Source organism: Streptococcus mitis, assembly GCF_047464965.1.
Taxonomy (GTDB): Bacteria; Bacillota; Bacilli; order Lactobacillales; family Streptococcaceae; genus Streptococcus; species Streptococcus mitis_DU.
This window is the reverse complement of sequence record NZ_JASHAT010000006.1, coordinates 27,672-51,722: the sequence shown is the minus strand read 5'-3', so window position 1 is coordinate 51,722 and position 24,051 is coordinate 27,672. Positions and strand designations below refer to the sequence as shown.

Genomic DNA, 24,051 nt, shown 5'->3' with positions numbered 1-24,051 from the left:
ATTTTTTAGAAAGCAATCTGTTTTTCAATTTCATTTTCAATTACTTATCATTTTATTCTTCAAAATCAAAGCCATACAAGGTTGCAAAGTAGTCCTCAGGGCGCTCTGCACGGCGGATTTGACGGGCTTTACCTTCTTCGGTATAGAGGATTTCCGCAGAACGAAGTTTGGCATTGTACTGGTAGCCCATTGAAAAACCATGAGCACCTGTATCATGAATTACCAGCAAATCACCGATTTCTGTATGAGGTAGTTCACGATTTACTGCAAATTTATCATTGTTTTCACAGAGTGAACCAACCACATCTACAACTTCAGCTGGTCCATCTGGATGGGTCAGATTGGTAATATGGTGGTAGGCTCCGTACATGGCTGGACGCATGAGGTTGACTGCTGATGCATCCACACCTAGATAGGTACGGTAGGTTTCCTTCTTATGAGTGACTCTTGTGACCAAAGCACCGTGAGGTGCCAACATAAAACGACCCAATTCGGTGAAAATCTTAACCTGACCAAGACCTGCTGGCGTAAGGACCTCTTCATACACCTTACGAACTCCCTCACCAATCAAGGCAATATCATTTGGCTCCTGGTCTGGACGATAGTTGACACCAATACCGCCAGAAAGATTAATAAAGTCTAGCGAAATGCCCAACTTTTCCTTGATTTCAACAGCCAATTCAAAAAGCTGACGAGCCAACTCTGGGTAATAGAGATGGGTGACGGTATTGGACGCTAGGAAGGAGTGAATCCCAAAAGTCTTGGCTCCTTTTTCCTTCAAGATGGCAAAAGCTTCAAAGAGCTGGTCCTTGGTCATACCAAACTTGGCTTCTCCAGGATTGTCCATAATATCTGTTCCCAGTTCAAAAACGCCTCCAGGATTGTAACGACAAGAGATAATTTCTGGAATGCCTGCTGCACGCTCTAGATGTTCAATATCTTCAAAGGCATCCAAGTTAATGGTCGCACCCAATTCACGTGCATAGGCGTATTCCTTGTCTGGCGTATTGTTTGAAGAGAACATGATCTCAGAACCAGGGAAATTCAGTTTATGACTCATCAAAAGCTCCACATAACTAGAGCAGTCCACACCGCAACCTTCCTCTTGGAGAATTTTCAAAATAGCTGGAGTTGGAGTAGCCTTAACTGCAAAATATTCCTTAAAGCCCTTGTTCCACGAAAATGCTTGGTTGACGGCTCTTGCCTTTTCACGAATTCCCTTCTCATCATACAAGTGAAAGGGAGTCGGGAACTCGGCAACAATCTTTTCTAAGTCTTCTTTATTGATAAATGGTGTTTTCATAAGTTTCCTTCTATTCTATTTGCAAAGAAAGGCTGGGACAATCGTTCCAACCTTTAGTTCTATCTCTTATTTATCTTCGTCAAAGATATTGCCAACCTCAACATCGATGGTTTGGTTCTTGACATCAATATTGGTTACCTTCAAGAGTGACTTGTAGTCAAACTGCTTTTCACGTTCTTCTTGGGCATTATCCGCAAAGACTGCTACACCAGCCAATTCCGAATCAAACTCACGCAAGAGACTAATCATCCCATTGACAGTTCCGCCGCCTTTCAAGAAGTCATCCACAATCAAGACACGGCTGCCTGCCTTGAGACTGCGTTTTGAAAGAAACATTTTCTCAATGCGATCTCCACTTGAACCGGATACATAGTTGACGCTGACAGTTGAACCTTCGGTAATTTTCAGGTCACGGCGCACAATAACAAAGGGAACATTGAGGACATTGGCAACTGCATTTGCAAGTGGAACACCCTTAGTAGCTACTGTCATAACCGCATCAATTTTTTGGTCCATAAAGCTCTTGGCAATAATGCGACCAATATTTTTCAAGATAGCTGGTGTACTAAGCAAATCAGACAGGTAGATATAGCCACCTGGCAAGATACGGTCACTTTCTGACAACTTAGCACGCAAGTCCTCAACCATTTCCTTGGCATCATGGCTTGAGATTGATGGTGTGAAAATGACACCACCACCAGCACCAGTTACTGTCTGGATATGACCGATTTCAATTTCCTCAAAGGCTCGTTTGATAATGACGATATCCTCTGAGATGGATGATTTAGCAGATTCATACTTTTCAGCAAAAGTATTGAGACTAGTTAGTTTATAAGGATTATTAATCAAATAGTTGGAAATGACAACCATTCGATCACTTCTTCTTAATTTCATTTCTATTTCCCATTTCATTTAATTTTGATATTTTATCTATTATACCATATTCACATAAAAAAACGAACATTCTTATCCTAAAAAATGCTCATTTTTCTTAAATTGTTAATCTAAATCTGGTTTATAGAAGGAACGATTGTCCATAGCGAAGATTTTATTGGTCATCTCTCCTTTATCTACCAAAGCAAGAGCTGTTGACATCATCATCATGCTAGCATCCAGATTGTCAATCATATGGATAATCTCTGCTTCCATAATGCGTGGACGGACTGGACTTCCATACTCAAGTAAGCCATGGTGACTAAGGATTACGTGACGAAGCAGAACGACTTCTTCCTTGGTATCATCGATGCCGAGTTCCATCACTGTCTTGGTAATTTCACTATCAATCAGAGCGATATGCCCAAGGAGATTGCCTCTAACTGTGTATTCGGTCTGGTCTGGTCCCGTCAACTCGATGACTTTAGCTAAGTCATGCAGCATAATCCCTGCATAGAGCAGGCTCTTATTGAGCTGAGGATAGACTTCGCTAATAGCATCCGCCAAACGCACCATGGTCGCCGTATGATAAGCCAAACCCGTTTCAAAGGCATGGTGATTAGTCTTGGCAGCTGGATAGGAGTAAAATTCCTTATCATACTTGGTGTAGAGCTTTCGAACAATCCGTTGCCAAACAGGATTTTCAATTTTAAAAATCATTTGCGACATGTAGTCACGGATTTCCCTGACATCAACTGGCGACTTGACCTTGAAATCAGCTGGATCATTGGGTTCACCAGGCTGAGGCAAGCGGAGGGTAATTTGATTGACTTGAGGGGTGTTGTTATAAACTTCTCGGCGTCCTTTCATGTGGACAACCTTACCTGCGGTAAAGGCCTCAACGTTATGAGGTTGAGCATCCCAGAGTTTCCCTTCAATCTCGCCACTATCATCTTGGAAGGTAAAGGCTAGGTAGTTTTTCCCAGCGCGAGTTTGTCTAAGGTCAGCTGACTTGATTAGGTAAAAGCCTTCAAACAGCTCATCTTTTTTCATGTGACTAATCTTCATATTCTTCCTCATTTTCTTGGAAATGGAGTAGATCAAGCGCAGGCTCACCTTCTGACAACTCAATGTGACGGAGCGTCCGCTCGATAGCTGTGGTGCGACGGTTTAATAATTCATCAATATTGCCAGAGGCATGTTGGAGATGTTTTTGTGCCTTGACCAGAATACCACCAAACTTGCCAAACTCGGTTTTGACACTGGCAAGCGTCTTGCTGATATGGTCGGCACTCTTTTGGATATTAAGGGTTTTGAAACCAACTGATAGGGAATTGAGAAGAGCTGATAGGGTACTTGGACCTGCGACAATAATCTGCTCCTCCCGTCTCAAATCATCAAAGAAGACCGGATTGCGGACGATTTCTGAGTAGAGACCTTCTGTCGGAACAAACAAAACTCCAAAATTGGTCGTCCGAGGTGGTGCTATGTACTTGCTCTTAATATCCTTGGCAAAGCGTTTGACGCTGGCTAGGAGTGACTTGCGACAGCGTTCGATCTCGTCCTTGTCACCAGCTTCATAGGCTTCTTCTAAGCGGTAATAATCTGCCAGTGGAAACTTGGAGTCAATCGGTAAGTAGACATATTCCAGGTCACCCTGTCCAGGCAACTTGATGGCATACTCCACTCGTTCACTAGAGTTTTCAACCGTTGCATATTCTCGTTCATACTGGGCAGGGGTCATGATGTCTTCGATGATTTGCCCCAGTTGCAATTCTCCAAGAATCCCTCGCGTTTTGGTTCCAGAGAGAACCTTGTTAAGGGCGCCGACATCACGGGCAACTGTCTGCATTTCTCCAAGGCCACGATTGACCGACTCCAGTTGTTTGGAAACTGTCTCAAAGGAAGCCTGCAAGCGTGTCTGTAAGGTCTTTTCTAGTTTTTCCTCGACTGTTTGGCGCATTTGTTCCAAGCGTTGCTCATTTGATTCCTGCAAGGCTTGGAGACGTTGGTCAGTCTTGTCTCTGGTTTGGAGGAGATTATCTGTCATTTCTTGACGAACTTGAGTTAAGCCTTGGTGCAATTCCATTCGAACTTCTTGCAAACGGTCGCTGACAGCTACTTCCAAGTCTTTTTGATCCAACTGGCTGGCTTGTCTGGCTTGTTCAAAGCGGTAATCCAACTGGTCTGATAGATGATCTGCCTGATCCTCCAAGCTCTTACTTAGATGTTTTTCCTGTTTATCCTGCCTTTGCCAAATCAGAAAGATACCAGCTAGGTTGGCAATTAATAATAGAACTAATAAACTTTCCATCCTACCTCCTGTCCTTACTATGTAGCACGACCACATAGCCATCTGGGCAAGTCACCGACACTTCCCTATCTATATATTCGTTAGAAGCGTACACTTTTTTAAAGAAAAAATTTTCCTCTGTCAACTCATACTTAGCACCGAGAATGGTCAGCTGGCTATCTCGAACTGGCATAAAGGCTAGATAGTCATAGTCCGAGCGAGGTTCTAGCTGACTGGTCCCTTCTGGACAATAGGCAATCAAGTTTTGCCCATCCTCAATCGCTATCTGGCGCATATAGGGTGCTAACTTAGTATTGCTAGGTAGAAAGACGTTAGCCAGCATGTGATCAATACGGCCACCCAAAGCACCGAAAATAGTGACCTCAGCCTGAGGATTTTGCTCAAAGATGGTTAAGAGAGCCAATTCCAAATCTGTATCATCTTTTTCTGGTCGGGCTTGGACAAAATGCTGGGCACGTTTTTGAATCACCTGTCGCTCTTCTTCCGTCACAGAATCAAAATCTCCAACCGCTAGAGCAAGAGGTAGGTTTTCCTCCAAGACCCAGAGCGAGCCTCGATCCACACCAACAAAAGCATCAAAGTCCGTCCGATAATGACCACGGTCTCCGCCTGCAAAAACGGCAACCTTAGTCCAGTTGTTTTCTGAGAGTTTGTACTCGCTCATTGACATCTCCCTTAAAGACATAGGAACCTGCTACAAAAACAGTCGCACCAGCTTCTTTGGCTTGAGCAATAGTTTGGCCATCAATCCCGCCATCCACTTCAATCTCAAAGTTCAAACCTTTTTCATTACGAAGTGCAACCAACTCACGGACCTTATCCATGGTCTCTGGTAGAAAGGCTTGCCCACCAAAGCCTGGGTTAACTGTCATGACTAAAACTTGGTCAACTAGATGAAGGACGTGCTTGATGGCTTCAACTGGTGTGCCAGGATTGATAACGACTGAAGGCTTAACTCCGAGTGAACGAATTTTTTGGAGGGCACCATGAATATGATTCGTTGCTTCCACATGGATGCTGATGATATCCGCACCTGCACGCGCAAAATCCTCTAAATGATGCTCTGGATTAGCTACCATCAAGTGGCAGTCGAAAACCATCTTACTATGAGGACGAAGAGCTTCGACCACACCTGCACCAAAACTGATTTGTGGTACAAAGTGACCATCCATGATATCGATATGGGCATATTCTGCCCCAGTTGCTTCTAGGCGTTTGATTTCACGTTCAAAGTTGGCATAATCTGCTGCCAGAATTGACGGAGCAATCTTGTATTGAGACATAGGTTTCTCCTTATTTTGGAATTTTTTTGCTGACTTTTTTATAGGTTTCTCTGCGATTTTCAATCTCACTGAGGAATTGCAGGTAGTTATCGAAACGGAAGGTGGCAATAATTCCTTCTTCTACAGCTAGCTTGACCGCACAGGACGGCTCATGGGTGTGGGTACAAGTGCGGAATTTGCAGTCTCGACTGACAGTGGTAATCTCTGGAAAGGCCTGATTGAGGTCTTCAGCCGTTGATACTTCATAATCCAAGGATGAAAAACCTGGTGTGTCTGCGATTTTACCTCCATTGAGATTATAAAAACTAACTGCTCGAGTAGTGTGGCGCCCGCGACCCAGACTGTCTGAAATTTCTCCTGTTTCAAGATTGAGGTCTGGTGCGATTTTATTGAGAAGAGTTGATTTACCAACACCTGTCTGCCCCATAAAGACTGTAACCTTGCCTGTTAACAAAGGAAGGAGTCCCTCTTTACTGGTCACAAAGTCATAGCCGATATCACCATAAGTCTGTTCATAAAATTCCAGTTTCCCTCTATCTTCCAGTAGGTCCATCTTGGAAATATAGACAATGGGATGGATGCCCTTGTGTTCCAAAAGAACCAAGAAGCGATCCAACAAATTGCTGTTAAAATCAGGTTCCTTGACAGACATGATTACCACAGCTTGGTCAATATTGACAATAGGCGGACGGACCAGACTGTTTTTCCGTTCATGAATCTTGAGGATATAGCCTTCTGAATTTTCCTCGGCAGAAAAATCTACCCAGTCTCCAACGTAAGGAGTATGGCCTTTTTTACGGAAATTCCCACGCGCGCGTGTTTGATAGACCTGGCCATCACTCTCTACATAATAGAACCCAGCCAAGGCTTTAATGATTTGTCCCTGCATTTTAAAGTCCTTGTCCTTTAAGTGCATCTGCTAGGCTGGCAAATTCCGCCAAGCTGAGAGCTTCCCCACGCACACTTGGTGACAAGCCTGCTTGGTCCAAAGCCTTGGTCAGCTTGTCCTTGACCTCTTCAGTCTTGCCAAAGTAACCTGTCAAGTTATTCCACAAGGTCTTGCGGCGATGGGTAAAACTAGCCTTGGAAACCTTAAAGAAGAAGTTCTCATCTTCTACTGCTACAGCTGGCTCTGGACGGCGCACCATTTTCAAGATGGCTGAGTCCACGTTTGGTGCTGGCACAAAGACCGTACGAGGCACGATAAAGGCAACCTTAGCTGTCATGTAGTACTGCACAGCGATTGACAAGCTACCGTAAGCCTTGGTGTTAGGTTGAGCTGAGATACGATCCGCCACTTCTTTTTGCATCATGACCACAAACTCACTAAAAGGAATCCCACTCTCGATTAAGTGCATGAGAATAGGAGTCGTGATGTAGTATGGCAAATTAGCCACTACCTTGATTGGCAGGTCAGGATTTTTAAAATTCTGGATATGTTGGGCCAAATCGACTTTGAGAATGTCCTCGTTGACTACGGTCACATTGTCAAAATCACGCAAGGTATCTGCCAAAATAGGCACCAAACGGTGGTCGATCTCAAAGGCCATAACTTCTGCTGCACGCTCAGCCAAAAACTCCGTCAAGGCACCAATCCCTGGCCCGATTTCGATGACATTGACCTGGTCATCAATCTCAGCCGTATCCACGATTTTTTGTAGGATATTGGTATCCGTCAAGAAATTTTGCCCAAAGGACTTTTTAAAGGTAAAACCGTGACGCTCCAGCACTGCCTTGGTCACGCTATAATCTGCAATTCTCATCTATTCTCTTTTCTATTATCTGTTACTTCTATTGTAACACATTCCCCTTGTATTTTGGGGGTGAAAATCATACCAAAAAACTATCTTTCCTCATGAAGAAAGATAGTCTTGGAAATCTTTAAAAGTGGCCTTAGCGGTTCTCTCGAAACATACGTTCGAAAAAATCAGCTTCTTGATAACTTCGATTTTCAGGTAGGGTCAAATCTACATCCTCCTCCACATCGTCCACTGTCAGTTCAACCGTTTGAGGTAAATTTTTCAAACGATAATGCTTTTGCCTTTGCCCTTCAATGCTAGCAAAATCAAGCAAATACCCATTCACTCGGATTTGAACCAAAAGGAGATTATTGGTCATATTTTCCATGATGAGAATATCTTCTAAACCACCTCTGGCACTAGGATAATCAGATACCCTGCGAATACGGATTTTTTCACATATGAGCAAACTACCTCATATCAATAATGTCATCTAATATCATCGCTTCTCGGATAAAATTTATATAAAGATATCAATTAAACAGGGATTGTTCCATTATTTATATAATCAGAAATTTCTTTAAACCATTTACTATCTTTGTATTCATTTACCAATTTTTCCAGGCACTGTTCTTCTCGAATATTTAATATTTTTAAAATTTCTAAATATGCGTCATGTTTTTCAAAACGTTTAATACAATCTCCAACCTTGAATCTCTCCGTTTCAGAAACTTCACTTTCAATAAATTTCTCATAATTATGAATTACATAAGTTTCTACATCATCAAAGGGCAATCTAAGTTTTTGAGAAGTTTGATCGCCATCATAAATAACACGAATTTCAGGGAATTTAAATTCGTCAATTAAAGAACTAAAGCTATCAACTATTCTCAAATTCCCCTCCCCATGGACGAAAACAACTTTTTCATTTGGAAACAATCCATGTAAAAATTTTTTCGCTAAGACATCTTCAACAAAAATAATTCTTTCAACTTCTTCTTTTTTCTGATATCTATCACCAAACAAACAATAATAATCTTCATTTGAAATATATTTAGTATCCTTTGGATAGTTAAATATCATTTTCAAATTGATATCATATCGCTTTAAGTTATCTATTAAATCTAAATTATTTGTTGTCAGATAAAACTCATTCTTATCTATTGCTGAAGATTTAATTAACAATTTAGAAAAATTTTGAAGAGAAAAATACGAGAGATAGTTACAAGGTTCATCTATATACACCTTACTTTTCTTTATTTCTTCATGGAATAGTATAAAATAAACTACCGATAAATATTCACCTCTCCCCATTGAAAGAGAGTCATAACTTTCACCTTCCGAATCTGTCACTTCAACATAGAAAAAACGAACACTCTTACTATACTCATCAAATAGTATATCTACTTCTGGAATTTCATTGCCAAAAACATCAGTAAAATTATCAAAATCTATGGTTTTGTATGTCACTTTATGATATTCTTTAGAAATCATTGTATTAAGATGCTTTAAATCACTATTTTTAATCTCTCTAGATTCAAGAATATCAATATCGGTATTAGAAATAAAATAATTAACAATCTGTCCAGAGTTAATAATATAAGAATCCGAAATATATACTTGCTTTATATCTGGATTGACAGTAGACATATCATTAAAGATGGATTTCAATTTCGATGTTTTTCCGCTGCCATTTGTCCCTAGGATAACAATAAAATCATTTGTTTTTTTTGCGAAATCTAAAACTTTTTGATCTTTTATTTTCATAGAATTCTTACACCAATTTTTTCAATATAATAATCGCTTACTCCCTCAAATAATTCGTCAAGAGTAGTAATCTTAATATTTTCTATTGAATTAAAACAAACAAGATATAAAATATACTCTCTGAGATTAATATTAATTGCATCTGTTGTACCGGATATTGTAAGGTTTCGATAGATATTATAAATCTCGGTATTTTTTTCAATTCTACCACTTGAAAAGTGTATAACTTTTTGGATTTCATGTTTATGAAGCGAGCTAAGATTATCACAAATAAATAACAAAATCGAAAACACAGTAGTTCTAGAAAGTTTAATATGACTATTTTGGAAATACTCTTCTATTGTTTCAAAAAATAGCTTTATTGAAGATTTAATTGTTGAGATGGTTCTGTCAGAAAACTTATGATTCTCTCTATACAACTCAACCAACTTATCCGTTGTTAACTTTATAACACGCCTATCAGGAAATTCAAAAAAATAGCACACTTTGACAAGAATATCTTCATAAAGCCCACGAATATCATTGAAACCTAAAGTCTCTTTTCTAGCTCCACTCTCAATAAAAAACTCATTTAATTGTTTTATTTGTGTCCTAGTGTCTCCCATAAATGCATTCCTCTTCTCTACCGGATTCAGTTGCATTGGGGAATTGAACCTATAAAATAGTTCTGCAATTTCTTCAGAAGTTGGATTTTGTATATAATATGCACTAATAGACGTGCTTAAAATAGTATTGAGAACCTTTTTATAAAACGGATCTTTCTCCGAATCAACCTTTTTTTCTATATCTGAAAAAGTCAGTCCATCTAATATTTCTAAATCTGAATTTTTTGGCTGGATTGTTCCATCAATGGAATATTCTCCCTTTAAAAATTCAATTATAGAGGTAACACGTTGAAGCCCATCTAATATTTCCTCTGAATCTTTTAATTTTACAATTTGTATGGGAGGGATAGGCCATCCACGTAATATCGTGTCAATTAATTTTTGTTTTTTAGGCAAAGTCCAAACTTCTCCTCTTTGAAAATCAGAGTCCATTTTTATTTGTCCTCTTCTTATTCTATTATTTATAGTTTCAACATCATGACTTATAGTAGTATATTCCATTATCTTCTTTCCTCTATGTTAATCTATTCTTTTATTATAGCATAATTTACTCAAATTTGCGTGCTGTCTACCTATTCTTATACAATTTCATAGCTTCTTCCACTTCTGCCAAGGTGATCCCAAACAACTCTAGGCGTTTAAGAAGTTGCTTGCCGTTGGAATAGCCGATTCGGAGAGCCTCTCCAAGATATTCTCTGCGCTTACGGCTATCTGCCCCTGCTAGAAAACCAAGGCGAATCAAGTCGCTACGACTGATATCAAACTGACTCTCATGTTCAAATTGCTCTGTCACCTGAGCTAGAGCCGTTTTCAGATCTTCATAGCTGGCATGCTCAATTCCCAGAGAACGGCCCTTGGTCTTGGACTTAGGAACAGCTTCATCTCGTTTGAGGAAGGCATGCTGAACTGTTGGAATAGCCGTCATAATCATGCGACGAATCCGCTCCCCATTAAAATCTGGGTCTGTAAAGACAATGATTCCATGACGTTGGTGCAGGCGCTGAATCCGCTCTAAATCCTGCTCATTGATGGCAGAACCTCGGGTCTCATAGGTCTCTACATCGAAGTAACGCTTGAGATTGGCCGTATCATCGCGCCCTTCAACCACGATGACTTGGGAAATTTTTTCTTTCATTACTTGCTGTCCAATCCAAAAATTCGTTCTGCATTTGCTGTCGTTGCTGCCGCCAGTTCCTCGGTCGTCATCCCACGCAAATCCGCTATAAAGTCCACTACATAGCGCGTATAGGCTGTTTTGTTTTCGCGACCACGCTTGGGAACAGGAGCTAAGTAAGGCGCATCTGTTTCCACCAAAATCTTGTCCAAAGGTAACTCTTTAGCTGCTTCTTGGATGTCAGTTGCCTTCTTGAAAGTCACTACTCCTGAGAAGGAAATGGTCATACCAAGCTCCACAAACTTCTCAGCCCACTCCAAAGAACCTGAGAATGAGTGCATAATCCCACCTCGAGGACCAACGCCCTCGCTCTTGATAATCTCATAGGTATCTTCTAGCGCATCACGGGTATGGACAACAAAAGGCAAATCCAAGTCCTTAGATAGCTGAATCTGACGGCGAAAAACCTGCTCCTGCATCTCTTTTGGCGCTGTCATCCAATGATAATCCAAACCAATCTCACCTAAAGCAACAACCTTGGGATGCTTGAGCTTATCAAGCAAGTAGGCTTCAATCTCCTCTGTATAAGTTCCAGCTTCTGTCGGATGCCAACCAATCGTCGCATAGAGTTGGTCATACTCATCTACCAACTCCAAGGCACGCTCAATCGTCGGTTTATCAAAACCAACAATATTCATCTGTGTCACACCCATCTCAGCAGCCAAGGCAACTTCTTCTGCCTCACGACCTGCAAATTCTTCTACATTCAAGTGTGTATGTGTATCAAAAATCATCTCTTCTAACCTCGTTTTCTATCTTCTATTATACCAAAAAACTGCCCTCTCTCCTCATCTGTACAAAATATTCTAAAATCCATCGTCCTCTCTTGACGCTATTTTCTCAAAGCAGTATAATAGCACTTATTGAAATTTTCAGAAAAGGAAAATACAATGTTTACAAAATTAAAACAGACTTTTATCGGTCGTCCTCTTAAGTCCTTAACAGAAGGCGAGGGAGGTCTGCTGGGAAAAATGCAGGCCTTGGCTATGTTGTCAAGCGACGCTCTATCTTCCATTGCCTATGGGCCTGAGCAAGTAGTCCTCGTCTTGGCTAGTCTCTCTCCTCTTGCGATATGGTGGAGTCTTCCTATCGGCCTCTTTGTCCTCCTGCTCCTAGCTAGCCTGACCGTCTCCTACCGTCAAATCATCCATGCCTACCCTCAAGGGGGAGGGGCCTATATGGTTACTCGAGAAAATCTATCTCCCGAACTTGGCTTAATCGCTGGAGGTAGTCTGCTAGTTGACTACATGCTGACTGTGGCGGTATCGGTGTCATCTGGAGCCGATGCTATCACAGCAGCTCTCCCTGCTCTCCACCCTTACAACCTCCACATTTCCATTTTTCTAGTTTGCTTGCTTATGCTCTTGAATTTACGGGGCTTAAAAGAATCTGCCAGTTCACTGATGATTCCTGTCTATCTCTTTATCATCAGTACTGTCTTTCTCTTGCTCTACGGAATCTTTCAACTAATGACAGGGTCTCTCAGCTATCAGGCAACTTCACCTATTGGGCATGCTGTTCCGAGCCTGTCTATAGTTCTCATTCTAAGAGCCTTTACCAGCGGCTCTGCCTCTCTGACAGGAGTTGAAGCTATTTCAAATGCCGTTCCCTTTTTCAAGGCTCCGAAAGAAAAGAATGCTGCTCAGACCTTGACCATTATGGCCTTGATTTTAGGTTTTCTTTTTGCTGGTATCACCTTCCTAAACTACTGGATGGGGATTATGCCTCAACACGGAGAAACTATTCTTTCACAGATGGCTCAAGGCATCCTTGGCAATTCCTTCTTAGGTCACCTTGGCTATTATATCTTCCAATTCTCCACAGCCTTGATTTTAGCCGTAGCTGCAAATACTGGCTTTTCGGCCTTCCCTATGCTGGCTTACAATATGGCTAAAAACAAATACATGCCCCATCTCTTTATGGAAAAAGGAGACCGCCTAGGCTACTCTAATGGAATTTTAACTCTGGCATTTGGGGCTATGATTCTTCTTCTCATTTTTAATGGCAATACCGAACGTTTGATTCCCCTTTATACTATCGGGGTCTTCGTTCCCTTTGCCCTTTCTCAGACTGGGATGATTCGCCATTGGAAAAAAGAAAAAGGGGCAAATTTCTTAAAACCTGCCCTTGCCAATATCCTTGGAGCTATCATTTGCTACGCTATCGTGCTAATCCTGCTCTTTTTCCGTCTCAGTGATATCTGGCCTTTCTTCCCGATTATTCTCGTACTCACCCTACTTTTCTTGGCCATTCACAGTCATTACCAAAAAGTGGCCCAACAACTACGACTATATGAAGGCATCGAAAAACGTACCTACAATGGAAATCTAGTTCTCGTCCTAGTAGGAAATGTCACCCGAGTCAGCGTCGGAGCCATTAACTACGCTCAAAGTATCGGAGATGAAGTCCTAGCCATGCATATTTCTACCAAGGAAACAGCAGAAAAAGACCAAGAAATTCTCCAAGAATTTGCCGATTACTTCCCAACCATTACTCTGAAGAACATCAAGACAAGCTACCGTGACATCATCACCCCTACTGTCAAGTATGTCAAACGAATCTCTGAGGATGCTCAGAAAAAGAACTATACAGTCACTGTTCTGGTACCCCAGTTTATCCCTAATAAACCTTGGCAAAATATTCTACACAATCAGATGAGTCTCAAACTCAAATATTCCCTTCGTTGGCACCAAGACGTCGTTGTCGCTAGCTACTCTTATCACTTAAAAGAATAAAGAAAAGGCCCTACCAGAACCAATAAGCGTCTGGTAAGGCCTTTTTCTGAATCCATCCACTATGCTTATACTCAATGAAAATCAAAGAGCAAACTAGGAAGCTAGCCGCAGGCTGCTCAAAGCACTACTTTGAGGTCGTAGATGAAACTGACGAAGTCAGCTCAAAACACTGTTTTGAGGTTGCAGATAGAACTGACGAAGTCAGCTCAAAACACTGTTTTGAGGTTGTGGATAGAACTGACGAAGTCAGTAACATACCTACGGTAAGGCAACGCTGACGTGGTTTGAAGAGATTTTAGAAGAGTATTAACTGAAAAGCATTACTAGGAATATCATTGAATGTGGTTAGCTAAATCTTCCTGAGCTTTTTTATTTGACTCAGCTTTTTCTTTTAGCCATTTTTCATAAAGTTCTTGGTACTGTTTAGCAGTTACTGGCTCTTTTTGCAATTCAACATATTTGTAGTTGTCCGCATTTCCCTTATGACCAACGAATGAGAATGGGCCTGTAAACGGTACAGTCTTACGGAAGATTGGGTTAGCTCCACCACTTTGAACTGGTAGGAAGAGGGCACTATCTGTCAACCAAGCTTGGGCTTCAGCATATTTTTCATAGCGGGCTTGAGTATCTGTTATTTCCGCATCAGCCTGATCCAAGAGTTTCTTATAGTCAGAAAGACCAATCTTGTCCTTAACTTCCTTGTCTTTTCCTTCAGACAAGCCCATGTTTTTCAACTGAGAACCTGTCTCTGGATCAAGAATAGCTAGGTAAGTCTTAGGATCTGAGTAATCTCCACCCCATCCCGAGATGTCGATATCGTAGTCTTTTTGTTCTGCTGTATCTGCAAAGTAGGTTGCCTGGTCTTTTTCATCTGGAGAAAGTTGGATAACATCGATAACTACATTCTCCTTACCAAGAGTTTCTTCCACTGTTTGTTTGAACGATCCAGCCTGTTGCACATCCAACTTAGCAGTCTGGTCAACTGGCATATCCAAATGAATTGGGAAAGTTACTCCCTGTGCTTGCAGACTTTCTTTGGCCTTAGCAAACTTCTCTTTGGCCTTTTCAGGATTCAAGAAGGCTTGCTTACCATCGTTTAGATTGATGTTTGCCCAATCTTTACCGTAGTTGACAATTTTTTCATTGACAATATCACCAAAGTTCTTATCGCCAACTTGGACAAAGTTACTTGGTGTAATCGTGTTACGCAAGATACGGTCTGCTCCATCTTCACCATTTGTCTGTGCTGCATAAGCATGACGGTCAAAGGCAAAGTTGATAGCCTGACGGAAATCTTTATTTTGCATAGCTGCGCGTGAATCTGTCTTTTCCTTATCAGACTGTTTCATAGTTTGCTTGTAGCTTTGACGATTCACGTTGAAAAGATAATAGAAAGTAACTGAGTTTTGTGGTGTATAGGTAATCTTGTCCTCATTTCCCTTCTTGAGTTCAGCAAAGACTGAACTTGTTGGGAAGATACGACCATCTGTATAGTTACCATCCAAGAAACCTCTAGCAATGCTGTCTTGGTCAGAACCGTCAAAGAAAGAGAGTTTCACTTTCTCGATTTTAACATTATCCTTATCCCAGTAATTAGGGTTTTTATCAAATTCAATCAAAGATTTTGATGTGAAGGATTTAAACAAGTAAGGACCATTTGACAAAATACTTGATGGTGTCACACTTCCAAAGTCATCTCCCTGAGACTTCAAGAAGGCTTCATTTACAGGACTAAGGATACTTGCTGTTGTTTTAGAGTTCCAATAAGTCTCAGGTTGGTTGAGGGTGTATTGTAGTGTGTAATCATCCACCGCCTTAACACCAACAGTTCCAAAATCAGATGATTTCCCTTCAACATAATCTGCTAGCCCCTTGATAGAGTCTTGTACCAAGTACAAGTTTTCAGCTTTTTTATCAGCCGCATACTTAAGTCCTGTCACAAAGTCATGAGCGGTTACGTCCGCATACTCTTCTCCTTCAGAAGTGTACCATTTAGCTCCCTGACGGATTTTATAAGTGTAAGTCAAACCATCTTTTGACACGGTCCATGACTCAGCCATAGAGGGGATGAGATTGCCATACTGGTCATTTTCCAACAAACCATCAACCAAGTTGGTTGTGATACTAGATGTAGAGTCTCGTGTAGAGGTAATGTAATCCAAGGTATCAGGGTTGCTGACAAAGATATAAGAGTATGTCTTGTCTGCATTGCTTGATTGAGATGACCCGCATGCCGCTAGAGCTAGACCTGCTGTCAAAGCCATAGCTCCAAAAAGCATAACTTTTGATTTCTTCATGATTATTCTCCATTTTTTACAGTATGTGAAATATTATACACTATTTGAGCAAAAATATAAAGCCTTTTTGAACTTTTTTACAAAAATAAAAATCAGTAGACTCGAGTTCCTACTGATTTTTGTTATGGTTCGTTTGGATTATGCAGCCAAAACTTTGCGTCCTTTACGACGACGAGCTGCCAATACGCGACGACCGTTTTTAGTTGACATACGGTTACGGAATCCGTGTTTGCGCGCACGACGAAGTTTACTTGGTTGATAAGTACGTTTCACGATGAATACCTCCTCATAGATTTTGTATTCGTTTAGCCGGCTATAAAGTGATCAGTTACTAAACATACTTTACTATTCTATCTGATTCTTTCACTTTTGTCAATAGCTCTAGGCAAATGTTTCCAGCTTTTTCGAATGTAAGCCCTATCTACGATACTGTTTCAAGAAACGAGTCATCTTTTCTTGGATTTGGGCTAGTTCATCAACACGAGGAAGGTAAACGATACGGAAGTGGTCTGGTTCCTGCCAGTTAAAGCCTCGACCATGAACCAAGAGAACCTTTTCCTGCTTCAAGAAATCAAGGACAAACTGTTCATCATCATCGATACGGTACATATTGCGGTCGATTTTAGGGAAGATATAGAGTCCAGCCTTGGGTTTAACGGCAGACAAACCTGGAATATCTTGAATGGCATTGTAGATGAAGTTTCTTTGCTCGTAAATTCGTCCACCTGGAAGGAGCAATTCATCAACTGATTGGTGACCACCCAAGGAAGTTTGTACGACTTGTTGGGCCAAAACGTTAGAGCAAAGACGCATATTGGACAGCATATTGAGCCCTTCGATATAGCCTTTAACATGTGTCTTAGGTCCAGACAAGACCATCCAACCTACACGGAAGCCAGCAATACGGTGGGATTTTGATAAACCATTCATGCTGACACAGAAGACATCTGGTGCCAGACTCGCCACAGGCGTATGCACATGTCCATCCATGACCATGCGGTCGTAAATTTCATCCGCAAAGATAATCAAATCGTTTTGACGGGCAATCTCAATAATCTCCAACAAGAGTTCCTTAGGATAAAGGGCTCCAGTTGGGTTGTTTGGATTGATAAGGACGATTGCCTTGGTATTAGAAGTGATTTTTGACTTGATATCGTCAATATCTGGGTACCATTCTGCAGCTTCATCACAGATATAGTGAACGGCATTTCCTCCAGCTAGGCTGACAGCCGCTGTCCAAAGGGGATAGTCTGGCATTGGCACCAAGACCTCGTCTCCATTGTCCAAAAGCCCCTGCATGGACATGACAATCAACTCACTGACACCATTTCCAAGGTAGATATCATCAATATCTACGTTTGGGAATTTCTTCAATTGGCAATACTGCATGATAGCCTTACGGGCTGAGAAAATCCCTTTGGAGTCAGAATATCCTTCACTATCACGCGCATTCATAATCAAGTCATGAATGACCTCGTCTGGCGCTGTAAAGCCAAATTCTGCTGGATTTCCTGTATTCAGACGTAAAATCTTTTCTCCGTTTGCTCGCATCCGCATGGCTTCTTCCAAAACAGGACCACGGATATCATAAGCAACATGCTCTAACTTACTAGACTTGTTATATTCTTTCATCTTGTTTCCTCAATTCGTCAGGATAGTAACATTATACCACTAGAAAGAGAATGCGACAAGTTTACTGAAATGTGTCACTAAAATCCTACAGAAGAAAAGCCTCGCTAAAAGCGAGGCCAAGACAGGGGAGATAGCAGGTATTTTGCGAAAGTCACATCACATACCAAAAGATAAACCTAGAAAAAGCAAGCCTAAAAAGGAGTCATAGAGAAGATTGAACATGAGGAAAAGCCCCCATATCATCAAGTAATCCCAACGCCCACTTCGTTTAGCGACTAGGAATAAGATTAGATGGTAGAGTAGGTGAAAGACTAAAAAGCCAACAAAACCTGGATAGAGAAGCGGAATTAGCTTCTCTAATTGCCAGATCATGATAACTTCTAGCAAGACTGAAACTAGGATGATTCCATAATAAAGGAAATTTGATTTTTTTGTTTCTTGAAAAGAGTGCTTCATCATTCTCCCTCCCTTCACTTCTTTCCTGCTATCCTTTCTTTTATTTTATCATATATTTATATAGATTTTAATCGATAACATTCTTTTGAAAAATACTTTTTTTGCTTTACTTCTATAGTGAAAAGGTTTACAATTATAGTAAGAAAATTTCAGGAGGTTTCATTATGGCACAACGTTACCAAAATATCATGGTCGCAATCGATGGTTCTAAAGAAGCAGACTTGGCTTTTGTCAAGGGAGTTCATTCTGCTCTACGAAACGACGCTAAACTCACCATCGCACATGTCATTGACACACGCGCACTCCAAAGCGTATCCACCTTTGATGCTGAAGTTTACGAAGAACTCCAAGTCGACGCTGAAAGTTTGATGAAAGAGTACGAAAAACGTGCTAAAGATGCTGGTGTGGCAGATGTTCATATCGTCATTGAAATGGGAAATCCAAAAACTCTACTGGCACGTACTATTCCCGATGCTGAGGAAGTGGACCTCATCCTCGTTGGCGCAACTGGTCTCAACGCCTTTGAACGCCTCTTGGTCGGTTCTTCATCTGAATACATCCTCCGCCATGCTAAGGTTGATTTGCTGGTTGTGAGAGAACAAGAAAAAACCTTATAATCACAAAGAAAAGGAGCTCAGCGCTCCTTTTTGTTTACTATTTATACTAACGTCAACGTCGCCTTGCCGTATATATGTTACTGACTTCGTCAGTTCTATCTGCAACCTCAAAACAGTGTTTTGAGCTGACTTCGTCAGTTCTATCTGCAACCTCAAAACAGTGTTTTGAGCAGCCTGCGGCTAGTTTCCTAGTTTGCTCTTTGATTTTCATTGAGTATTATTTCTCTCTTTATGGCGTTCATAAGCCTTGAGCTGGCGCTGCAGTTCCTTTTTAATAGCAGGTTCTGGAGCATATTTTTCTTCCCAATCATCTGGTTTTAAGATTTTATGGGTCACTGGATCAAAATGAGCCTTGCCATCTGGAAAAATTTTCCCCATATTGGCCTGATGGACGATATCAAAAATACGTTCTGGGTCCACCCCCATCAAAACAAAGCTACCATAGGTAAAATAAAGCGTGTCAATCAGGGCATCCACCTGCCCTACCAAATCTTGCTGGGCAGGTGTCTTCTTGGCTACTTTCTCTGCTGCCTTATCAAGAGCCTGATGAAGTTGCGATAGAGCTTGACCAAAGTCCTCTTCAGAAGGACTGGCAGCTCGAACAAACTCCACCAATTCTTCTATTTTAAAGCCAGCCCTGTGGGTTGCACCTTCTAAATCCCAAGCTCGAGGTTCTTCTTGGGTTCGTTCATCCATCATGTGGTGGAAGGTCTTGACCTTATTGAAATGATAGTCACGGCTGACAAAGACTTTTTCTGAAGCCAAAACACCAAAATGTTCCAAGGCCTTGTGGATTCCGTCTTGCTGATTGCTGGTGGTGATGTGTTTGGCAACTTCCTTGACACTGCTACTACCATTTCCCATAGCAACTGACATACCGACACCAGCCAGCATTTCAAGGTCGTTATCCGAATCACCAAAGGCCATCACTTGGTTGAGGTCAAAACCATATTCTTTCCCAACTCGTCGAATGCCTTCCAATTTAGAATTTCCTTGATTGATGACATCCGCTGCAAAAGGATTGCTACGTGTCAATTTCAAGTCTTCAAAATCAGCTGCTGCCTTCTCAGATTCTTCTGGCGTCATCAGCATCAAGACTTGGTAGATAGGCTGATTCATTAGATCAAGCAGGTCTTCTTCCTTTTGGGGAACAACCTTGCTGACCATACGATTAAAGGAATAACTCACTGTCCGAGTTAAAACAGAGGGAACGAAGCGACTGATTCGTTGGGAAAAAGAACCCAGACCAAAGGACATGATTTTAGAACCCAGCATAGCATCCTTGGTCCCTAGGGCAATCTCCTTGCCCTCTTTTTTAGCATACGTAATGAGCTGGCGCAAATGTAACTTGGAAATTGGGCTCGTGAACAAGACTCTGTCTTTAGTAAAGATATACTGGCCATTGTAGGTTACCGCAAAGTCCAGATCCAAATCGTCCATCAATTCCTTAACAAAAAAAGGTCCTCGCCCTGTCGCTACACCAACTAGCACCCCTTGTTCTTTGACAATCTTAATCGCGTCCTTAGTGGATTTCAAAACACTCTTGCGATCGTTAACCAAGGTTCCATCGATATCAAAAAAAACAGCTTTGACTTCCATCCTATCCCAATCTCCCCTTTTGTGATACAATGATTATACCACATTTCAGAAAGAGTGAGTAAATCATGCCTAAGAAAATCCTTGTTTTACATACGGGTGGAACTATTTCCATGCAAGCCGATGCTTCTGGCGCTGTTGTGACGAGTTCAGATAATCCCATGAACCATGTGTCCAATCCTCTTGAAGGAATCCAAGTCCACGCCTTGGACTTTTTTAACCTGCCAAGCCCCCATATCAAACCCAAGCATATGCTGGCCCTCTACCAAAAAATCAAAGATGAAGCAGATAACTACGATGGAGTGGTGATCACACACGGGACCGATACTTTAGAGGAAACAGCTTATTTCCTTGATACCATGGAAGTTCCCCATATGCCTATCGTTCTAACAGGTGCCATGCGCAGCTCCAACGAACTCGGTAGTGACGGTGTTTATAATTATCTGAGCGCTTTACGAGTGGCTAGCGATGACAGAGCTGCTGACAAAGGAGTTTTGGTCGTTATGAACGATGAAATCCACGCTGCCAAGTATGTTACCAAAACGCATACAACCAACGTCAGCACCTTCCAGACTCCAACACACGGGCCACTTGGTCTGATTATGAAACACGAAATCCTCTACTTTAAAACAGCTGAACCTCGTGTTCGCTTTGACCTTGATCACATACAAGGTTTAGTCCCTATTATCTCGGCTTATGCTGGTATGACAGATGAGCTGATTGATATGCTGGATTTGGAACAATTGGACGGTTTGATTATCCAAGCCTTCGGAGCTGGTAATATTCCCAAAGAAACGGCTCAAAAATTAGAAAGCCTTCTACAAAAAGGAATCCCAATCGCCCTGGTTTCACGTTGCTTTAACGGTATTGCCGAGCCTGTTTATGCCTACCAGGGTGGAGGCGTACAGTTGCAAAAATCTGGTGTCTTCTTTGTTAAAGAACTCAACGCCCAAAAAGCCCGCTTGAAACTCCTCATTGCCCTCAATGCCGGACTAAAAGGGCGAGCTTTGAAAGACTATATGGAAGGCTAAGTCTCTTCTCCAGAAAGCAAAATCAGGAAATCTGCACGATTCCCTGATTTTTTCTATTTCCGTTTTCGTGTCGAACGACGTTCTGTCAAACCATGAGGTAAGAGAACTTCACGTTCTTCCAACTCTTCCTTGTGCATAATCTTAGTCAACATACGCATACTAATAGCACCAAGGTCATAAAGAGGTTGGGCAATAGTTGTCAAGTTTGGACGGGTAAAGCGTGAGATTTGTGAATCATCACTAGTAATGATTTCAAACTCTTCTGGCACAGACACACCCTTATCAGCAAGGCCGTTCAAGACACCTGCTGCCAATTCATCACCTGTTACAACTGCTGCAGTTGCGTTTGATGAAATCAAACGCTCTGCCAAGGCATAACCGTCTTCATAAGTGTATTTGGATTCAAATACCAATCCTTCGCTATAAGAAATACCTGCTTTTTTCAAGGCTTCCTTGTAGCCAACCAAACGAACCTTACCATTGATATCATCCACTAGTGGACCGCTTACGAAAGCAATGCGCTCATTTTCTTTAGCAAGGTAGGTTACTGCATCAATCGTCGCTTGTTTGTAGTCAATATTGACACTTGGAAGCTGATGTTCCACATCCACAGTTCCTGCAAGAACAACTGGTGTCCGAGAGCGAGAAAACTCTGAACGAATTTTTTCAGTCAAGTGGTAGCCCATAAAGATGATACCATCCACTTGCTTAGAAAACAGGGTATTGACAACTGAAACTTCCTTGTCATCATCCTCATCACTATTGGCAAGGACGATATTGTACTTGTACATTTCAGCGATATCGTCAATCCCTTTAGCAAGCGTTGAGAAATAGCCATTGGTAATATTTGGGATCACCACACCGACAGTGGTTGTCTTTTTACTTGCAAGACCACGCGCCACAGCATTTGGACGGTAATCCAAACGATCAATCACCTCAAGCACTTTTTTACGAGTATTCTCTTTTACATTCTTATTGCCATTGACTACACGGCTAACCGTCGCCATTGAAACTCCTGCTTCACGGGCGACATCATAAATCGTTACTGTATCGTCTGTATTCATTCCATTTCCTTTCTATATCATACCTCACGAGACTCCAAAAAAGAGACGGTATGAAAATTTCGTTTTCATGATTCCACTTATTCCATTTTATCACTATTTGTAAACACTTTCAAGCGTTTTTTGAAGATTATTTGAAAAAATTTCATAGGAAGCTATGTTTATGAAGAAAAAATCACCTTTTCTTGATTTTTAATCCTATTTGCTGTATGATAAGGGAAAAGAAAGGGGGAAGAAATATGGCTTTTACCAATACCCACATGCGGTCAGCTAGTTTTGGCATTGTTACCAGCTTGCCTGATGACGTTATTGACTCATTTTGGTATATCATCGACCATTTCTTAAAAAATGTCTTTGAATTGGAAGAAGAACTCGAGTTTCAATTGCTCAATAACCAAGGAAAAATTACCTTCCACTTCTCAAGTCAACACCTCCCTACAGCCATTGATTTTGACTTTAACCATCCCTTTGACCCTCTTTATCCCCCGAGAGTTCTGGTTTTAGATATGGACGGTAGAGAAACTATCCTCCTCCCAGAAGAAAATGACCTATTTTAAAAACTCTAGCCTTCAGTTACAAGCAACTGAAAACTAGAGTTTTTTCTATTGTTTCAAAGCATTATACAAGTTACGGATAGGTTGCTTTAATGTAGGATGGATAAAATGAGGCGCAATTTCTTGTAGAGACTCAAGAACAAAAAGGCGTTCCGCTATGTAAGGATGGGGCAAAATAAGGTCATCTGTATAAAGGACCTGGTCCTCCACAAAGAGTAAGTCCAAATCAATCAAACGAGGTCCCCAATGCACTTCTCTAACCCGTCCCATCTCTGACTCAATGGCTAACAAGTTCTCTAATAGAACTGGGGCCGGCAACCAGGTTTCAACCTCAACCACTTGATTAGCAAAGCTATCTTGCTCCACACCACCCCAAGGCTCCGTCGTCAAGACACTGGACTCTTTGAGAATATGGATACCTCGAGCTCGCATTTTCTCAATGGCTTGTTTCAAGTTTGCATGTTTATCTCCCATATTGCTTCCTAGGGCGATAAAGGCCCGTTGCTTGCGGCGATGAATGGTTACCGAGCAAGTATCTAGCGGCAAATGCACTGGCGCCCAAGGTTTTTTCAGTTCCAGCTGAATTTCTTGGACCAGAGGATAAGCCTCAAAAGTACGTTCTACTAGTTTGTAGGCTACCGTTTCAATCAAGTCCTCAGTGGTTTCCTGAAACCAAGTCGTCCACTGCTGACACAATTCTCCGTAATGGACAGAGGCTGTTAAATCCAAGTCTGTAGCCGCCTTGGTCATATCATAGGATAGGATTGCGGAAATAACAAACTTCTGCCCCAATTCTTTCTCACTAGGAAAAAGACCATGATAGGCAAAAATTTCCAAATCCTTAATCTGCAGTTGATCCATAATGATTCCTTTCTAGAAAAATCCGCTTGAAGCGGATTTTTTTTATACTCAATGAAAATCAAAATGCAAACTAGGAAGCTAGCCACAGGCTGCTCAAAACACTGTTTTGAGGTTGCAGATGGAAGCTGACGTGGTTTGAATTTGATTTTCGAA

Annotated in this window: 24 protein-coding genes; 4 read left to right on the top strand and 20 right to left on the bottom strand. The window is 41.4% G+C overall.

Going from position 1 to position 24,051, the window contains the following annotated elements:
- Positions 1-52: 52 nt before the first annotated feature.
- The 13 genes from QM408_RS05015 to QM408_RS04955 all read right to left on the bottom strand — a co-directional run bounded on the left by QM408_RS05015 (position 53) and on the right by QM408_RS04955 (position 11,792).
- Positions 53-1,303: a diaminopimelate decarboxylase gene (locus QM408_RS05015; protein WP_004255836.1), complete on the bottom strand. Its 1,251-nt coding sequence runs from the start codon at positions 1,301-1,303 to the stop codon at positions 53-55.
- 66 nt (positions 1,304-1,369) lie between these two features.
- A complete protein-coding gene (gene purR, locus QM408_RS05010) occupies positions 1,370-2,197 on the bottom strand; it encodes a pur operon repressor (protein WP_004255834.1) in 828 nt (275 codons plus the stop codon).
- Between the two features lie 105 nt (positions 2,198-2,302).
- Entirely contained in the window at positions 2,303-3,244 is a 942-nt protein-coding gene (locus QM408_RS05005; RefSeq protein ID WP_078237939.1) for a 3'-5' exoribonuclease YhaM family protein, read from the bottom strand.
- Positions 3,234-4,490: a DNA recombination protein RmuC gene (locus QM408_RS05000; protein ID WP_414373817.1), complete on the bottom strand. Its 1,257-nt coding sequence runs from the start codon at positions 4,488-4,490 to the stop codon at positions 3,234-3,236. Before QM408_RS05000 ends, QM408_RS05005 begins: the two co-directional genes overlap by 11 nt.
- 1 nt (position 4,491) lies before the next feature.
- Positions 4,492-5,154 carry a thiamine diphosphokinase gene (locus tag QM408_RS04995; RefSeq protein WP_261014262.1) on the bottom strand — a complete coding sequence of 221 codons (663 nt, stop codon included), beginning with the start codon at positions 5,152-5,154 and terminating at the stop codon, positions 4,492-4,494.
- Positions 5,117-5,773, bottom strand: coding sequence for a ribulose-phosphate 3-epimerase (rpe, locus tag QM408_RS04990; RefSeq protein WP_049543709.1), 657 nt, complete (start codon positions 5,771-5,773; stop codon positions 5,117-5,119). The genes QM408_RS04995 and rpe overlap by 38 nt, the downstream gene beginning before the upstream one ends.
- A gap of 10 nt (positions 5,774-5,783) precedes the next feature.
- Positions 5,784-6,662 carry a ribosome small subunit-dependent GTPase A gene (gene rsgA / locus QM408_RS04985; protein ID WP_414373814.1) on the bottom strand — a complete coding sequence of 293 codons (879 nt, stop codon included), beginning with the start codon at positions 6,660-6,662 and terminating at the stop codon, positions 5,784-5,786.
- 1 nt (position 6,663) lies between these two features.
- On the bottom strand, positions 6,664-7,536 hold the full coding sequence (gene rsmA / locus QM408_RS04980) for a 16S rRNA (adenine(1518)-N(6)/adenine(1519)-N(6))-dimethyltransferase RsmA (RefSeq protein WP_001216838.1): 873 nt from the start codon (positions 7,534-7,536) through the stop codon (positions 6,664-6,666).
- 130 nt (positions 7,537-7,666) lie between these two features.
- A complete protein-coding gene (locus QM408_RS04975) occupies positions 7,667-7,975 on the bottom strand; it encodes a hypothetical protein (protein ID WP_261038066.1) in 309 nt (102 codons plus the stop codon).
- A gap of 74 nt (positions 7,976-8,049) precedes the next feature.
- Positions 8,050-9,279, bottom strand: a complete 1,230-nt coding sequence (locus tag QM408_RS04970; RefSeq protein WP_261037921.1) for a hypothetical protein — start codon at positions 9,277-9,279, stop codon at positions 8,050-8,052.
- Entirely contained in the window at positions 9,276-10,385 is a 1,110-nt protein-coding gene (locus QM408_RS04965) for a DUF262 domain-containing protein (protein ID WP_261037924.1), read from the bottom strand. The genes QM408_RS04970 and QM408_RS04965 overlap by 4 nt, the downstream gene beginning before the upstream one ends.
- A gap of 67 nt (positions 10,386-10,452) precedes the next feature.
- Positions 10,453-11,019, bottom strand: coding sequence for a ribonuclease M5 (gene rnmV, locus QM408_RS04960; protein WP_414373811.1), 567 nt, complete (start codon positions 11,017-11,019; stop codon positions 10,453-10,455).
- The gene (locus tag QM408_RS04955; protein WP_261082116.1) at positions 11,019-11,792 is read right to left on the bottom strand and encodes a TatD family hydrolase; all 774 of its coding nucleotides are present in this window, start codon (positions 11,790-11,792) and stop codon (positions 11,019-11,021) included. Before QM408_RS04955 ends, rnmV begins: the two co-directional genes overlap by 1 nt.
- Before the next feature lie 156 nt (positions 11,793-11,948).
- Between QM408_RS04955 and QM408_RS04950 the strand changes: the two genes are divergently transcribed.
- Positions 11,949-13,793 carry an APC family permease gene (locus tag QM408_RS04950; protein WP_414373809.1) on the top strand — a complete coding sequence of 615 codons (1,845 nt, stop codon included), beginning with the start codon at positions 11,949-11,951 and terminating at the stop codon, positions 13,791-13,793.
- Positions 13,794-14,125: 332 nt separating this feature from the next.
- Here the strand turns inward: QM408_RS04950 and QM408_RS04945 are convergent, their stop codons facing one another.
- The 4 genes from QM408_RS04945 to QM408_RS04930 form a co-directional block, all read right to left on the bottom strand.
- Positions 14,126-16,090 carry a peptide ABC transporter substrate-binding protein gene (locus QM408_RS04945; RefSeq protein WP_414373807.1) on the bottom strand — a complete coding sequence of 655 codons (1,965 nt, stop codon included), beginning with the start codon at positions 16,088-16,090 and terminating at the stop codon, positions 14,126-14,128.
- A gap of 138 nt (positions 16,091-16,228) precedes the next feature.
- The gene (gene rpmH, locus QM408_RS04940; protein ID WP_000831905.1) at positions 16,229-16,363 is read right to left on the bottom strand and encodes a 50S ribosomal protein L34; all 135 of its coding nucleotides are present in this window, start codon (positions 16,361-16,363) and stop codon (positions 16,229-16,231) included.
- Between the two features lie 144 nt (positions 16,364-16,507).
- A complete protein-coding gene (locus QM408_RS04935) occupies positions 16,508-17,722 on the bottom strand; it encodes a pyridoxal phosphate-dependent aminotransferase (protein WP_000666455.1) in 1,215 nt (404 codons plus the stop codon).
- 156 nt (positions 17,723-17,878) lie between these two features.
- Positions 17,879-18,181, bottom strand: coding sequence for a hypothetical protein (locus QM408_RS04930; RefSeq protein ID WP_049502251.1), 303 nt, complete (start codon positions 18,179-18,181; stop codon positions 17,879-17,881).
- Positions 18,182-18,342: 161 nt separating this feature from the next.
- Between QM408_RS04930 and QM408_RS04925 the strand changes: the two genes are divergently transcribed.
- Positions 18,343-18,795: a universal stress protein gene (locus tag QM408_RS04925; RefSeq protein ID WP_000079148.1), complete on the top strand. Its 453-nt coding sequence runs from the start codon at positions 18,343-18,345 to the stop codon at positions 18,793-18,795.
- A gap of 207 nt (positions 18,796-19,002) precedes the next feature.
- On the opposite strand, the gene QM408_RS04920 is transcribed toward QM408_RS04925, so the two are convergent.
- Positions 19,003-20,394: a Cof-type HAD-IIB family hydrolase gene (locus tag QM408_RS04920; protein WP_049499875.1), complete on the bottom strand. Its 1,392-nt coding sequence runs from the start codon at positions 20,392-20,394 to the stop codon at positions 19,003-19,005.
- Positions 20,395-20,459: 65 nt separating this feature from the next.
- On the opposite strand from QM408_RS04920, the gene QM408_RS04915 reads away from it, so the two are divergent.
- Positions 20,460-21,422 (top strand): asparaginase, encoded by a 963-nt coding sequence (locus QM408_RS04915; protein WP_070526614.1) that lies wholly within the window; start codon positions 20,460-20,462, stop codon positions 21,420-21,422.
- A 53-nt stretch (positions 21,423-21,475) separates the two neighbouring features.
- On the opposite strand, the gene ccpA is transcribed toward QM408_RS04915, so the two are convergent.
- Positions 21,476-22,486: a catabolite control protein A gene (ccpA, locus tag QM408_RS04910; protein ID WP_001090627.1), complete on the bottom strand. Its 1,011-nt coding sequence runs from the start codon at positions 22,484-22,486 to the stop codon at positions 21,476-21,478.
- A 236-nt stretch (positions 22,487-22,722) separates the two neighbouring features.
- On the opposite strand from ccpA, the gene QM408_RS04905 reads away from it, so the two are divergent.
- Positions 22,723-23,040, top strand: a complete 318-nt coding sequence (locus tag QM408_RS04905) for a DUF960 domain-containing protein (RefSeq protein WP_000886035.1) — start codon at positions 22,723-22,725, stop codon at positions 23,038-23,040.
- A gap of 45 nt (positions 23,041-23,085) precedes the next feature.
- Here QM408_RS04905 and folK read toward each other — a convergent pair whose 3' ends face one another.
- Positions 23,086-23,898 (bottom strand): 2-amino-4-hydroxy-6-hydroxymethyldihydropteridine diphosphokinase, encoded by an 813-nt coding sequence (gene folK, locus QM408_RS04900; RefSeq protein ID WP_265483325.1) that lies wholly within the window; start codon positions 23,896-23,898, stop codon positions 23,086-23,088.
- Between the last annotated feature and the right edge of the window lie 153 nt (positions 23,899-24,051).

What these genes read in the sequence shown, in the direction of transcription:
- QM408_RS05015 (WP_004255836.1), bottom strand. Translation starts at nt 1,303, where the DNA reads ATGAAAACACCATTTATCAATAAAGAAGACTTAGAAAAGATTGTTGCC.
- purR (WP_004255834.1), bottom strand. Translation starts at nt 2,197, where the DNA reads ATGAAATTAAGAAGAAGTGATCGAATGGTTGTCATTTCCAACTATTTG.
- QM408_RS05005 (WP_078237939.1), bottom strand. Translation starts at nt 3,244, where the DNA reads ATGAAGATTAGTCACATGAAAAAAGATGAGCTGTTTGAAGGCTTTTAC.
- QM408_RS05000 (WP_414373817.1), bottom strand. Translation starts at nt 4,490, where the DNA reads ATGGAAAGTTTATTAGTTCTATTATTAATTGCCAACCTAGCTGGTATC.
- QM408_RS04995 (WP_261014262.1), bottom strand. Translation starts at nt 5,154, where the DNA reads ATGAGCGAGTACAAACTCTCAGAAAACAACTGGACTAAGGTTGCCGTT.
- rpe (WP_049543709.1), bottom strand. Translation starts at nt 5,773, where the DNA reads ATGTCTCAATACAAGATTGCTCCGTCAATTCTGGCAGCAGATTATGCC.
- rsgA (WP_414373814.1), bottom strand. Translation starts at nt 6,662, where the DNA reads ATGCAGGGACAAATCATTAAAGCCTTGGCTGGGTTCTATTATGTAGAG.
- rsmA (WP_001216838.1), bottom strand. Translation starts at nt 7,536, where the DNA reads ATGAGAATTGCAGATTATAGCGTGACCAAGGCAGTGCTGGAGCGTCAC.
- QM408_RS04970 (WP_261037921.1), bottom strand. Translation starts at nt 9,279, where the DNA reads ATGAAAATAAAAGATCAAAAAGTTTTAGATTTCGCAAAAAAAACAAAT.
- QM408_RS04965 (WP_261037924.1), bottom strand. Translation starts at nt 10,385, where the DNA reads ATGGAATATACTACTATAAGTCATGATGTTGAAACTATAAATAATAGA.
- rnmV (WP_414373811.1), bottom strand. Translation starts at nt 11,019, where the DNA reads ATGAAAGAAAAAATTTCCCAAGTCATCGTGGTTGAAGGGCGCGATGAT.
- QM408_RS04955 (WP_261082116.1), bottom strand. Translation starts at nt 11,792, where the DNA reads ATGATTTTTGATACACATACACACTTGAATGTAGAAGAATTTGCAGGT.
- QM408_RS04950 (WP_414373809.1), top strand. Translation starts at nt 11,949, where the DNA reads ATGTTTACAAAATTAAAACAGACTTTTATCGGTCGTCCTCTTAAGTCC.
- QM408_RS04945 (WP_414373807.1), bottom strand. Translation starts at nt 16,090, where the DNA reads ATGAAGAAATCAAAAGTTATGCTTTTTGGAGCTATGGCTTTGACAGCA.
- QM408_RS04935 (WP_000666455.1), bottom strand. Translation starts at nt 17,722, where the DNA reads ATGAAAGAATATAACAAGTCTAGTAAGTTAGAGCATGTTGCTTATGAT.
- QM408_RS04930 (WP_049502251.1), bottom strand. Translation starts at nt 18,181, where the DNA reads ATGATGAAGCACTCTTTTCAAGAAACAAAAAAATCAAATTTCCTTTAT.
- QM408_RS04925 (WP_000079148.1), top strand. Translation starts at nt 18,343, where the DNA reads ATGGCACAACGTTACCAAAATATCATGGTCGCAATCGATGGTTCTAAA.
- QM408_RS04920 (WP_049499875.1), bottom strand. Translation starts at nt 20,394, where the DNA reads ATGGAAGTCAAAGCTGTTTTTTTTGATATCGATGGAACCTTGGTTAAC.
- QM408_RS04915 (WP_070526614.1), top strand. Translation starts at nt 20,460, where the DNA reads ATGCCTAAGAAAATCCTTGTTTTACATACGGGTGGAACTATTTCCATG.
- ccpA (WP_001090627.1), bottom strand. Translation starts at nt 22,486, where the DNA reads ATGAATACAGACGATACAGTAACGATTTATGATGTCGCCCGTGAAGCA.
- QM408_RS04905 (WP_000886035.1), top strand. Translation starts at nt 22,723, where the DNA reads ATGGCTTTTACCAATACCCACATGCGGTCAGCTAGTTTTGGCATTGTT.
- folK (WP_265483325.1), bottom strand. Translation starts at nt 23,898, where the DNA reads ATGGATCAACTGCAGATTAAGGATTTGGAAATTTTTGCCTATCATGGT.